Origin of the sequence: Cryobacterium lactosi, from assembly GCF_004403945.1 — a bacterium.
GTDB lineage: Bacteria > Actinomycetota > Actinomycetes > Actinomycetales > Microbacteriaceae > Cryobacterium > Cryobacterium lactosi.
Genome location: NZ_SOHM01000011.1, coordinates 160,460 through 172,848, shown reverse-complemented (window position 1 = coordinate 172,848; position 12,389 = coordinate 160,460). Strand labels below are relative to the sequence as shown.

8 protein-coding genes are annotated in these 12,389 nt (G+C 71.4%); 4 read left to right on the top strand and 4 right to left on the bottom strand.

What is annotated here, in order from left to right:
* Positions 1 to 212 precede the first annotated feature (212 nt).
* Together E3T61_RS06485 and E3T61_RS06480 are read right to left on the bottom strand one after the other, a co-directional pair.
* Positions 213 to 515 carry a hypothetical protein gene (locus E3T61_RS06485; RefSeq protein WP_134640073.1) on the bottom strand — a complete coding sequence of 101 codons (303 nt, stop codon included), beginning with the start codon at positions 513 to 515 and terminating at the stop codon, positions 213 to 215.
* A 5-nt stretch (positions 516 to 520) separates the two neighbouring features.
* Positions 521 to 745 carry a DUF3107 domain-containing protein gene (locus E3T61_RS06480; RefSeq protein ID WP_130178210.1) on the bottom strand — a complete coding sequence of 75 codons (225 nt, stop codon included), beginning with the start codon at positions 743 to 745 and terminating at the stop codon, positions 521 to 523.
* Between the two features lie 39 nt (positions 746 to 784).
* Between E3T61_RS06480 and E3T61_RS06475 the strand changes: the two genes are divergently transcribed.
* Both E3T61_RS06475 and E3T61_RS06470 read left to right on the top strand, forming a co-directional pair.
* A complete protein-coding gene (locus E3T61_RS06475; RefSeq protein ID WP_241992424.1) occupies positions 785 to 4,213 on the top strand; it encodes an ATP-dependent helicase in 3,429 nt (1,142 codons plus the stop codon).
* Positions 4,210 to 7,590 (top strand): ATP-dependent DNA helicase, encoded by a 3,381-nt coding sequence (locus E3T61_RS06470; protein ID WP_134640072.1) that lies wholly within the window; start codon positions 4,210 to 4,212, stop codon positions 7,588 to 7,590. The genes E3T61_RS06475 and E3T61_RS06470 overlap by 4 nt, the downstream gene beginning before the upstream one ends.
* On the opposite strand, the gene E3T61_RS06465 is transcribed toward E3T61_RS06470, so the two are convergent.
* The gene (locus tag E3T61_RS06465; protein ID WP_134640071.1) at positions 7,491 to 8,702 is read right to left on the bottom strand and encodes a phosphotransferase; all 1,212 of its coding nucleotides are present in this window, start codon (positions 8,700 to 8,702) and stop codon (positions 7,491 to 7,493) included. The two genes, E3T61_RS06470 and E3T61_RS06465, sit on opposite strands and share 100 nt — an antisense overlap.
* A 93-nt stretch (positions 8,703 to 8,795) precedes the next feature.
* On the opposite strand from E3T61_RS06465, the gene nudC reads away from it, so the two are divergent.
* Both nudC and E3T61_RS06455 read left to right on the top strand, forming a co-directional pair.
* Entirely contained in the window at positions 8,796 to 9,764 is a 969-nt protein-coding gene (nudC, locus tag E3T61_RS06460) for an NAD(+) diphosphatase (RefSeq protein ID WP_134640070.1), read from the top strand.
* Positions 9,757 to 11,478, top strand: coding sequence for an ATP-dependent helicase (locus E3T61_RS06455; protein WP_241992423.1), 1,722 nt, complete (start codon positions 9,757 to 9,759; stop codon positions 11,476 to 11,478). Before nudC ends, E3T61_RS06455 begins: the two co-directional genes overlap by 8 nt.
* Here the strand turns inward: E3T61_RS06455 and E3T61_RS06450 are convergent.
* Positions 11,369 to 12,289, bottom strand: a complete 921-nt coding sequence (locus E3T61_RS06450) for a TOMM precursor leader peptide-binding protein (protein ID WP_166793161.1) — start codon at positions 12,287 to 12,289, stop codon at positions 11,369 to 11,371. The genes E3T61_RS06455 and E3T61_RS06450 overlap by 110 nt on opposite strands.
* Between the last annotated feature and the right edge of the window lie 100 nt (positions 12,290 to 12,389).

Sequence of the window (12,389 nt, the reverse complement as noted above, 5' to 3'; positions counted from 1 at the left end):
GGGCGCCGAGGCGCTCGAGCGCGGCCCGACGAGGTGCGCGGGTGCCGTCCGTGGAGCTGTGCGGGCGCCGCGCCGGTGCGCGGGTGGCGCGCCAGGCGCACAGCGGCGCCTGCCCCGCATAGCGCCGCACGGCGTGTGCCGCCGCATCCGCTCGTCCTTAGACAAAGAACACCCTCATCGACTCGATGAGGGTGTTCTTGTGCCGGCCGATGCTACGCGGGCAGGCCGGTCTTGCTGATGCTGTGCAACATCGTGAGGTCTGCGGCCTCGCGGCGACGCCCCAGAACCACATCGACAGCGACGGATGCCACGGCGGCGACCACGAGGGACACCCACCAGATCCAGCCGCCATCCCACGCCCAGCCGAGCCACGTCAGCGCGACCCAGACCAGCGACGCCACCCCGGTGCCCACCGCCGGCACCAGCACGGAACCGTGCGTGAGGCGACGGGGCAGGGCGTAGCGTGCGGCCAGCCCGAGCAGCGCGCCGCCGAGGGCGACGAACAGGAGCTCCATGGGACTTAGGCTACGAAGCCGACGCGGCGGGAGGACTCAGAGCCCAGCTCGACGTAGGCCAGACCGATGGTCGGGACGATGTACACGTGTCCCTTCTTGTCACTGAGCTTGAGGTATCCGGTCTGCCCCGCGAGGGCCGCAGCGACGGTCTCCTCGATCTCGTTGGCCGGCTGGGTCGTCTCGAAGCTGATCTCCCGGGGGGAGTTGAAAATGCCAATGCGAATGTCCACGGATGCGCCTTTCGGTTGCCTACCCGCTCAGATTACGACATGCCCCACGCTCGGCCCGCCACGTTCACTGTCGGCGCAACCCGTTACCGTTGGACCGTGATGAACCCGGTGTCTGAACTGCTCGACGAGCCCGCTACCCCTGCCGCTTCGTCCTCGCCGGCCGAGGAGGCCGTGCCCGGCCGTTACGCAGGGCTGGATGCCTCCCAGCTGGCCGTTCTGGCCCTGCCCGTCGGGCGCTCCGCCGCCGTGATCGGAGCCCCGGGCTCCGGCAAGACACACACCCTCGTCGAGTTCGTCGCCGACCGGGTCCTCGGCCACGGCCTCTCGCCCAGCGAGGTGCTCGTGCTTGTGCCGACCCGCACCGGCGCGACAGCGCTTCGCGACAGGCTGGCCCTGCGCCTGCGGGTGCCCACCAACGGTCCGCTGGCCCGCACGATGAACTCCGTTGCCTTCCAGATCGTGCGGGACGCCGAGGTGGCGGCCGGCCACACCAGCCCCACCCTGCTCACCGGTGGTGAGCAGGACCAGATCATCGCGGAGATCCTGGCCGGCGACATCGCCTCGGGCACCGGTCCGGCCTGGCCGAGCCCGCTCGACGCCGAGGTGCGGGGTCTGCGCGGATTCCGGACCGAACTGCGTGACCTGATGATGCGCGCCGTGGAGTACGGCGTCACACCCGCCCGATTGGCCGCCATGGCCGCCGAGAACGACCGGCCGGAGTGGGCCGCCGCCGCCGCGTTCATCAACGACTACCAAGACATCAAGGACCAGAGCCGGCCCGGCCAGTTCGACTCCACCGAGCTTGTGCAGTTCGCCGCGGCCATCGTTCAGGATGCGCCGCGTTTGCCCGCGCGCCACGCCGGCGCCGGCGCGTTGAGCGGCGGGAGCACCGGCAACCCGCTTGGCCCGCTCGGTGCGCTCAAGCTGATCGTGCTCGACGACGCCCAGGAGGCCACCCAGTCCACTCTGGCGCTGCTGGCCCAGTTCGCCGCCCGCGGCGTCACGATCGTGGCGTTCGGCGACCCCGACCTGAGCACCGGGTCGTTCCGCGGCGCCCACCCGGATGCCCTCGGCCGGCTCGGCCACTACCTGCGCCTGCCCGACGTGACCACCCTCACCCTGCACACTGTGCACCGGCACGGCAGTGAGTTGCGCGCCGTGATCCGCGAGTTCAGCGGCCGGATCGGCGCCGCCGCGGCCGGAACCCAGCGCGCGGCCGGCACCGCCGACCTCCAGACGGCCGCCGTGCCAGCTGCCGAGCCCGCTGCGGCGCCCACCGCTATGCAGGCCGCCGTGCCCACCGCCGTGCAAACCGTCGTCACCGCCAGTCCCGCCGATCAGCTCGCCGTGATCGCCCGGCGCCTGCGCGAACGCCACGTGCTTGACGGTCTGCCCTGGGGGCGGATGGCCGTGATCGTGCGCACCGGCGCCCTGGTGCCGGCGCTGTCCAAGGGTCTCGCCGCGCTCGAGGTGCCCACCCAGGTGGCCGCCTCGCAGGCCGCCCTCCGTGACGAACCGGCCGTGCGCGCCTTCATCCTGGCCCTCGACGTCACCCTGGGCCGCCGACAGCTCGACGCGGACGCCGCCGTGGAGCTGCTCCGCGGCCCGCTCGGCGGCCTCGACCCGATCACCCTGCGGCGCCTGCGCGCCGCGCTCCGCCAGCAGGAGCTCAGCCGGCCGGAGCTCAGCACCGACGACATCCGCACCGCCGACGAGCTTCTCGTCGAGGTGTTCGCCGACCCGGCCCTGCTCGACCCGATCGACAACCGCACCGCCCGGCGGGCCGCGTCCTGCGCCAAGAACCTGCGGCAGACCCGCACAGCCTTCGCGGCCGGCGCCACCATCGAGGAACTGCTCTGGGGACTCTGGCAGCGCAGCGGCCTCGCCCCAGCCTGGGCCGAGCAATCCACCGGCACCGGCATCGACGCCGACGAGGCCAACCACAACCTCGACGCCGTCGTGGCCCTGTTCTCCGCCGCGCAACGCTTCGTCGAACGCACCCCGGCCGCCCCGCCCGTGCTCTTTGTGGAGCACCTTGTCGACACCGACGTGCCCGAGGACACCCTCGCCCCGCGCGCCCTGGCCGAATCGGTGGTCGTCTCCACCCCCAGCGGCACCATCGGCCGCGACTACGACCTGGTGGTCCTGGCCGGCGTGCAGGAGAACGTCTGGCCGGACCTGCGCATCCGCGGTTCGTTGCTCGGCTCCGGCGATCTGGCGTTGATCGCCGCCGGGGAGACCCCCGACCCGGCCGGCGCCCGCACCGGCGTGCTGCACGACGAGCTGCGCATGTTCACCCAGGCCGCGTCGCGCAGCACAGCCGAACTGCTGGTGACCGCGGTCGATAACGACGAGAACCAGCCCTCCGCGTTCCTGCGGCTGCTGCCGGAGCCTGACCCCGCCCTGCTGGCCCGGTACCCGCTGTCGCTGCGCGGGCTGGTCGGCCGGCTGCGCCGCGACCTCACCCAGACCCTGCGGCCCCGGCTGCAACCCGTCGGAGCCGACCTCGACCCGGTTGCCGCGCTGCCCGCCGTGCTGCCGGCCCGGGCCACGGATGCCGCCGCCACGCTGGCACGCCTGGCCGGCGAGAAGGTCCCCGGCGCGTCGCCCGACGAATGGTATGGACTGCGCCCGGCCAGCACGGACCGCCCGCTCAACGACCCCGAGTCCGGCGACGGGCCTGTGCGGGTGTCGCCGTCGCGGATGAGCGCGTTCGAGACCTGTCCGCTGCACTGGCTGATCGGCCAGATCGGCGGCGGCGACTCGAGCACCGCGGCCAACCTCGGCACCATCATCCACAAGGTGATGGAAGACGCCACCGACCCGGCCACAAGCCCCGACCCGGCGGGGATCACCGCCGACGCGCTCTGGGCGGGTGTCGAGGCCCGCTGGGGCGAACTCGTCTTCGACGCCGACTGGCAGTCCAGGGTGCAGAAGACCCAGGCCCGTGAACTCACCGACCGGCTCGCCGCCTACCTCGGCGACGGCGCCCGCGACGGCACCCGGCTGCTCAGCGCAGAGGGCCGATTCGAGCTCGACCTCGGCGGCGCGGTGCTCTCCGGCACCATCGACAGGGTGGAGCGGCTGCCCGACGGCCGGGCCGTGATCGTGGACCTCAAGACCGGCAAGGGCGACCCCACCAGCGACACCGGGGTGGCCGAACACCCGCAGCTCGGCGCCTACCAGTTGGCCTTCTCTGCGGGAGTGATCGACGGCCTGGAACCCGGGATGGACCTGGCCGGCGCGCGTCTGGTGATCGTGTCCTCCGGCACCCAGAAGCAGAACTACCGCAATCCCACCCAGCCGGCCTTCAGCCCCGACGAACTCGCGGCCTTCACCACCCGGGTCACCGACGATGCCGCCGGCATGGGTGGTGCCACCTTCGTGGCGGAGATCGCCGAGCACTGCCTCAACCCCCGGTCCTTCGGCTCGTGCCGCATCCACGTCATCAAGCAGGTCAGCTCATGAACCCAGAAACCACGCCCGCCCGGTCGGTGTCCGCCCTCGACATCGCCGCCGCCCTCGGTATGTTCCCGCCCACCAGCGAACAGCAGGCCGTGATCGAGGCGCCGCTTCGCCCCACCCTCGTGGTGGCCGGCGCCGGCAGCGGCAAGACCGAGACCATGGCCAACCGGGTGCTCTGGCTGCTGGCCAACGCCCACGCCAGGCCCGACCAGATCCTCGGCCTCACCTTCACCCGCAAGGCCGCCGGCGAGCTCGCCGAACGCATCAACGGGCGTATCCGGCAACTCAGCGAGGCCGGGCTGATGCCCTCCGCGAGCGTGGCTGATGCCGGCACGGGCGAACCCACTCCTGTGCGGAGCCTTGACTCCGCCGACCTGTTCAACGCCCCGGCGGTCTCCACCTACAACTCGTTCGCCAGCCGGCTGTTCACCGACAACGCCCTGCTGCTCGGCCGCGAACCCGAGTCGGTGCTGCTCAGCGAGACCAGCGCCTGGCTGCTCGCCCGCCGGGTGGTCGTGGCCCATGGCGACGGCCGGCTGGTGCAGTACGGCAAGGGCGTCGACGCCGTCACGGATGCCGTGCTCTCGCTCAGCCGCGCCCTGGCCGAGAACCCGCCCCCGTTCGTGCCCGGCGAGGAACCCGTGCCGCACGACCTCGCCCGGCTGGCGAACAGCTTCGGCTACCTCGCCGACCTGCCCTACGGCAACCCGCGCAAGAAGAAGCCGTACGACTCGGTGCTCGAGGCCATCTCCGCCGTCGCCCCGCTGCCCGTGCTGGCCGAACTGGCGGATGCCTACGGGGCCGAGAAACGCCGCCAGGGCCTGATCGAATTCTCCGACCAGGTGGCCCTGGCCCTGCAAGTCTGCCGCAAGGTGCCCGCCGTGGTGTCCCACTACCGGGACCAATACCGCATCGTGCTGCTCGACGAATACCAGGACACCTCGGTGCTGCAGACCGAGCTGCTGCGCACCCTGTTCGCGCACCACCCGGTGATGGCCGTCGGCGACCCGCACCAATCGATCTACGGCTGGCGCGGCGCCAGCTCCGCCAACCTGCTCGGTTTCTCCACCGACTTCGCCGGTCTGGCCAACACGGAGGCGCCGTCGATGTCACTCTCCTTCACCTGGCGCAACCCGGTGACCGTGCTCGAGACCGCGAACGCCCTCGTTGCCCCGCTGAGCGCCGAGCTGCGCGCCCGGCCCAACGGAATCCAGGTGGAGACCCTCAAAGTGCCGGAGGGCAAGGCCGCCGGGCAGGTGCAGGCTGCCATGCACGAGAGCATCGCAGACGAGGCCGCCGCCATCGCCCGGTGGTTCGCCGCCAGGCTCGGCAGCAGACCCGGCGAACCCGAGACCGAACCGGAGTCCGGCGCGATGCTGTTCCGCGCCCGGCGCGACATGGAGTTCTACGCCGAGGTCCTGCGCGAACACGGCGTGCCCGCGCACGTGCTCGGGCTCGGCGGCCTGCTCTCCACCCCCGAGGTGGCCGATGTGCTCGCCGTGCTGCGGGTGGTGCACGACCCGGCCGCCGGCAGCGACCTGATCCGGCTGCTCACCGGCGGCCGCTGGCGGATCGGCGTGCGAGACCTGCAGGCCTTGTCCGGTGTGGCCGGCTGGCTGGCCACCCACGACTGGGCGCAGAAGGCCGTACCCGACGAGCTCAAGGCCAAACTCCGGGCCTCTGTCGCCACCGAGGAGAGCCGGTCCCTCGTGGACGCGCTCGACTTCGTGGCCTCCGCCCCCGAATCGCACGGCCAACTCGCCGCGTTCAGCGACGACGGCCGCCAGCGGTTGCGCCAGGCCGGCCGGCAGCTGGCCTGGCTGCGGAGCCGCTCGGGCCTGGGCCTGCTCGACTTCGTGCGGCTGATCGAACAGGAAACCCTGCTCGACCTGGAACTCGTCGCCAACGAGAGCCACGGCCGCGCCCTGGCCAACCTCTACGCCTTCCACGACGCCGTCTCCGCGTTCCTCGACAGCGACGAGGTGGGCACCCTGGCCAGCTTCCTGCGCTGGCTGGCCCGCGCCGAACGCCAGGACGACCTGGGCCCGCGCGGCGAGGCCGCCGAACCCGGCACCGTGCAGCTGCTCACCATCCACGGCTCCAAGGGGCTGGAGTGGGACTACGTCGCCATCCCCGGGCTGACCGAGAAGAACCTGCCCGCGCCGTCCCGCGAGGTCTCCGGCTGGTTGCGCTTCGGCGAACTGCCTTACCCCTGCCGCGGCGACCGGGCCGAGCTGCCTGAACTCAAACGCCTCGGCCACGAGACCCAGATGTCATTCGACATCGAGTTCGAGCTCTACAAGGAGGAGCTCGCCGACCGGCACGACGCCGAGGAGCGCCGGCTGATCTATGTGGCCACCACCCGTGCCCAGCAGCAGCTGCTGCTCACCGGGGCGTTCTGGGGCGGCGGCACCACCGTGCGAAAGCCCAGCCGGTACTTGCTCGAACTGGCCGAAGCCGGGCTGATCGCCTCGCCGCCGGAGGGCAGCGAACACGAGGAGAAGCCCGTCACCGACGAGGACGCCACCGAAGTCTGGCCGTTCGACCCGCTCGGCACGCGCCGCCCGGTCGTCGAGGCCGCCGCCGCCCTGGTGCGCGCCCACGACGACCCGGAGAGCGCAGGCGGCGCCGAGACGCCCTGGTCGCGGGAAGTGACCCTGCTGTTGCGGGAACGCGCGGAGCGCCTGGCCGGCCCCGACACCCTCGACGTGCCCACCCGCATCCCCGCATCCAGGTTCAAGGACTACGTCGACGATCCCGCCGCGGTGCTCGCCAAGCTGCGCCGGCCGATGCCCGAACGGCCGTACCGGGCCACACGACTGGGCACCCTGTTCCACTCCTGGGTCGAGCAGCGCTCCACTCAGGCGTCGTCCGGCGACCTCATCGACATCGGGCCGGGCGAACTCGACCTCGACGGGGGTGCCGACGCCGACGGGATGCCGCTCGAGCTTGAACAGCTGGACCGCTACAAGGCCACCTTCGAGAGGTCGCCGTGGGCCGCCCTGGCGCCGGAAGAGGTGGAGATCGAGATCCACCATGTGCTGGGCGACCAGGTCTTCATCTGCAAGCTCGACGCCGTCTACAAGACCCCGACCGGCTATCAGGTGGTTGACTGGAAGACCGGTAAGGCGCCCAAGGACGCCGCCGACCTCGAGCTCAAGCAGACCCAGCTCGCCCTGTACAGGCTCGCCTACGCCCGCTGGAAGGGCATCGACCCTGCCATCGTCGACGCGGTCTTCTACTTCGTCGCCGACGACCGCATCGTCGCCCCCGAACGGCTCTACTCCGAGGCGGACCTCTTGGCGGCCTGGTCGTCGGTGGCCGGGGCATCCGCGGTGCCGCCGGTCGTGGAGATCGGTCCCGTCGCGTCGTCGGTGTAGTCGGTGTCGAAGCCGGTGCCGTCGAAGCTGGTGACCCTGGCGAACGAGCCGGTGTCGGCGAACTCGCTGGTGCCGTAGTCCGAGCTCTCGTCGCTGTTCCGGCCGCCGGACCCGGCCGCCTGGGTGCGCGGGGTGTCCTTGAGCATCGACTCGACGTCGGAGACGCTGAGGATCGGCCCGGTGTCGGGGGAGAGCGAGTTCATGGTGTGGCTGTGCACGTTGTCGACCAGACCGTCGAGCATCGACACCGCGTCCTCCACGATGGCCTCGTCGTGCGTGTCGACGCCGTGCAGCAGCCAACGGGCCAGTTCCAGCTCGGCGTAGAGCATCGCCCGCTGGGTGATCAGCGGGTCGTTGCCCTGCCGGGCGGCGGTGTAGGTGGCCACGGCGGTCTCCGCGGCACTACCGCGGGCGGCCAGCAGCCAGTTGAGGTCGCGGGCCGGGTCGCCGACGCAGAGCCCCGACCAGCCGAGCACACCGCACACGGCGTCGTCGCTGATCAGGAACGATTCAGCGGTCAGCGAACCATGGATCACGGTCGGCGCGAACTGCCAGAGCGCGTCGTCGTCGGTGGCGAGTTCCCAACGCCGTAGCAGCGCCGCGGGCAGCTTGCCCGTGTTCGCGGCCCGGTCGATCAGGTCGATGGTGGAGGTGCGGCAGTCCTGGGCGCTCTGCTGCACCAGGCCGGCGTCGCCGATGAACGCCGACGGCAGACCGTGGATGGCGGCGATCGCTCGCCCGATCGAACCCGACACACCCTCATGGCCGGTGAGGGCATCCGCGTCGTAGGAGGCGCCGGGCAGGCGCTCGTAGACCACGGCCCTGGTGCCCTCGAACGGCGCCTGACCCACAAAAACGGGCACGTCGAACGGCAGCCGGCTGCGGTTGCCTGTGGTGAGCGCGCGGAGCGCCACGAGATCGGCGGACTGCTCGGTTTCGGCCGCCTGCGACGTGGGAACCCTGATGATCAGCTCCCTCTCGTCGCGGGTGATCAGCAGGGCAGAGTCGAACAACCCGTCGCCGGCGTGACTGTGGTTTCGGGCGTGTGCGACGTCGAGCTCCGGCACTGCATTGGTGGCCAACGCGGCTAGAGTGAGATGGGATCTGGCCATGCCTTCTAGGTTAGGTCGAGTTCCTCCCGGTGAGGCCATTCGCCACGCCTGCAGACAACTTCGGCACGTGTTGCCCGATCTTTGAGGGGTCTCATGTCGTTCAGGTTCACGGCCAGGCTGCCGCTTTCCCGGCACGCCGTCGATCGCGACCACGACGCCCGCGCCGAACCCGACCTGTTCGAGAGGCTCTGGGCGGATGCCGGCACCCGGGTTCTGCCGCTCTGGCACGACAAGGTGCTGCTCGCCTCTGCCGCTGCCGCGAACGCCGCGCCCCGGCTGCTGCTGCTGGCGCCGGCCGATCTCACCGCCCCGGCGACGACCACCCCGCGGGTCTACCTCGGCCGGTCGCTGGACGCCGACGCCGCCGAACCCGTCGGCACCCCGCTCGTGGTCGTGCAGTTGGACGACGACCAGGCCACCCGGCTCGAACCCGACGAAGCCGCCTGGGTGGGCCTCCGCGACTACGCCACCCTGCTTTCCGACCGCGACACCGGAATTCTCACCGAGTCCCTCGGCATCCTGCACTGGCACGACTCGCACCCGCACTGCCCCCGCTGCGGCGCCGCGACCGACGTGACCACAGGCGGCTGGGTGCGGCACTGCCCCGTCGACGGCAGCCAGGTGTTCCCGCGCACCGATGCGGCCGTGATCGTGCTGATCACCGACGACCGTGACCGGGTGCTGCTCGGCTCCAACGCCATGTGGGAGGCCAACCGGTATTCGCTGCTGGCCGGTTTCGTGGAACCCGGCGAATCGTTCGAATCCGCCGTGGTGCGCGAGGTCTTCGAGGAATCCGGTATCCGGGTCGCCGACCCCGTCTACCGTGGGTCGCAGCCGTGGCCGTTCCCGGCGTCGATCATGGTCGGTTTCACCGCCAGGCTCGCCGACGGCCAGCACGCAGGCTCCCTGGTGCCCGACGGCACCGAGATCCTCGACTTGCGCTGGTTCAGCCGCGCCGAGCTCGCCGACCCCGACAACGGCATCATGCTGCCCGGAGCGTCGTCGATCGCCCGTGCCCTCATCGACGACTGGCTGGCCCAGCCGGAGCTGCCGGGTGTCTGACCGCCTGACCCCCACCGCCGAGTCCCTGCTCACCGGACTCGACGAGCAACAGCGTGTCGCAGCGGAGGCCCTGATCGGGCCGGTCTGCATGCTCGCCGGCGCCGGCACCGGCAAGACCCGCGCCATCACGCACCGCATCGCCTACGGCGTGATGAGCGGCGCGTACTCGCCCACCCGGGTGATGGCGCTCACCTTCACAGCCCGCTCCGCCGCCGAGCTGCGCGGCCGGCTCCGGCAGCTCGGCGCCGGCGGCGTCGCCGCACGGACCTTCCACGCGGCCGCGCTGAGTCAACTGAACTACTTCTGGCCGCACGTCGTCGGCGGCCAGGCCCCGCGCATCCTCGAGGGCAAGGGCCGGTTGCTCGGCCACGCCGCCGAGGTGCTCAAGCTCAAGCTCGACACCGCCACCCTGCGCGACCTGGCCGGTGAGATCGAGTGGCGGAAGACCAGCGGGCTCTCCCTCGACCAGTACGCCACCGCCGGCCGCGCCCTGCCCGGCCGGCTGGACATCGAGCAGACCCTGGACATGCAGGCCGGCTACGAACGGTTGAAGGACGACCGCAAGCAGATCGACTTCGAGGACGTGCTGCTGGCCATGGCCGGCATGATCGAAGCCGAGCCCTCGGTGGCGCTGCAAGTGCGCGAGCAGTACCGGTTCTTCGTCGTCGACGAATTCCAGGACGTCTCCCCGCTGCAGTACGACCTGCTCAAGCTCTGGCTCGGCGACCGGCGCGACCTCTGCGTGGTCGGCGACGCCAGCCAGACCATCTACTCGTTCGCCGGCGCCCGCAGCGACTACCTGCTCGACTTCCCCAAGCACTATGAAGACGCCACCGTCGTGCGCCTGGAACAGAACTACCGGTCGACCGCCGCGATCGTCGCCACCGCCAACCAGCTGATGCGCGGCCGCCCAGGCGCCCTGTCGCTGCACGCCGCCGTCGCCGACACCGGGGTGGAGCCGGTGGTGCGGGAATATCCAAACGACATGGCCGAGGCCCGGGGCGTGGCCCAGAACATCTTCGAACTCATCGACGCCGGGGTGGCGCCGGAGAACATCGCCGTGTTGTACCGGGTCAACGTGCAGGCCGCCCTGCTGGAGACTGCTCTCGGCGACGTCGGCGTGAGCTACCAGATCAAGGGGTCGAAGCGGTTCTTCGACCTGCCGGAGGTGAAGCAGGCGGTGATGTCGCTGCGCGCGGCATCCGTCTCGATCATGGGCGAACCGCTGTTCAAATCGGTCAGCGACGTGCTGCGCGGCCTGGGCTGGAGCCAGACCGCGCCGGACACCCGCGGTGCGGTGCGCGACCGCTGGGAAGCGCTCAACGCGATCATGGGACTCGTCGACCAAGCAGCCCCCGGCACCACCTTCCGCCAGTTCACCGACGAACTGATGGAACGCCAGGCCGGCCAGCACGAACCCACCGTCGCGGCGGTCACCCTGGCCACCCTGCACTCCGCCAAGGGCCTGGAATGGGATGCCGTGTTCGTGGTGGGCCTCTCCGAGGGCCTCGTGCCGATCAGCTACGCCGGCACCTTCGAGCAGGTCGACGAGGAACGCCGCCTGCTCTACGTCGGAGTCACCCGGGCGCGCAAGCGGCTGTCCCTCAGCTGGTCCGCGGCCGGAAGCCAGCAGCGTTCCCCGCGAGAACGATCACGCTTTCTGGCAGAAATCGGCATCCGCACCGCGCGTGCGGCCGGTGCGCGCGGCGCCTGACCGCCAGGGACGCCGCGTCGATCGCCAGAGACGCGGCCGCGAACTCGTTGGAGGACGCGAACACCCTCTCGTGCACGATGCCCGCCGCCGTTGCGGCCACCTCGATGCTCAACCGCGGCGTTTCGGTGGGCGCCGTGCGTGTCAGCAGCTGACTGGCGATCGCGGGCCAGGCCGGGTCATCGTCGACGTGCTCGAGGTCGAGGCAGGTCAGGCACGGGCCGGCGCCCGGCTCAACGAGCGGGCCGATGCGCGCCTCGGTGTCGCTGAACAGCACCGGCAGGTGCGGCACGTCGCGGCGCAACCAGTGCCCGTGCCGCTCCGGTGCGAACACGTAGTGGTCCACGATCACGGCGAGGTCGGGGCGTTCGGGCACGGCGCCGCCCGGTGTGAGGGCGGCCGTGATGCCCAGGTCGGCCAGCAGCCGCCGGATGCGTTCGGCCGTGTCGCCGTCTCCGTCGACGAAGACAACCGGACGGCTGTCCCGGCGGACCGCGCCGGCCGGCCGCGGGTCGAACCAGGTCGCCGTGAGGGGCGCCGCGTCGGCGCCCGGCAGCTCCGGGTGGGAGTCCAGGCCCACCAGGGCAGGGGCCAGGGCGCCGAGCAGGGCGGTGGTGGCCGCATCCGTCGCGCCGGCCTGCCGACCGAGCATCAGCGCACCCGATCGGGGGACCCCCACCCGCAGGGCGGCGATGACGCTCTCCAGCGGTGCCGTCACGCCCGGGACGATGGCCACCGGCCGGTCGATGCCCAGCTGGATCGTGTCTGGGGTGCGCCAGACGAGCGGATACCGCGGGTCGAGTCGGAGGATCATCCGGCGATTTTCCCCCAGACCGGTCGGCGCCGCGGGATCCATCCACAGGCGCCGGCGGCTGGCTGCAGGAATGTGCAGGTCCAGCCCAGACTCCGGCTTT

What these genes read in the sequence shown, in the direction of transcription:
- E3T61_RS06485 (WP_134640073.1), bottom strand. Translation starts at nt 515, where the DNA reads ATGGAGCTCCTGTTCGTCGCCCTCGGCGGCGCGCTGCTCGGGCTGGCC.
- E3T61_RS06475 (WP_241992424.1), top strand. Translation starts at nt 785, where the DNA reads ATGCCCCACGCTCGGCCCGCCACGTTCACTGTCGGCGCAACCCGTTAC.
- E3T61_RS06470 (WP_134640072.1), top strand. Translation starts at nt 4,210, where the DNA reads ATGAACCCAGAAACCACGCCCGCCCGGTCGGTGTCCGCCCTCGACATC.
- E3T61_RS06465 (WP_134640071.1), bottom strand. Translation starts at nt 8,702, where the DNA reads ATGGCCAGATCCCATCTCACTCTAGCCGCGTTGGCCACCAATGCAGTG.
- nudC (WP_134640070.1), top strand. Translation starts at nt 8,796, where the DNA reads ATGTCGTTCAGGTTCACGGCCAGGCTGCCGCTTTCCCGGCACGCCGTC.
- E3T61_RS06450 (WP_166793161.1), bottom strand. Translation starts at nt 12,289, where the DNA reads ATGATCCTCCGACTCGACCCGCGGTATCCGCTCGTCTGGCGCACCCCA.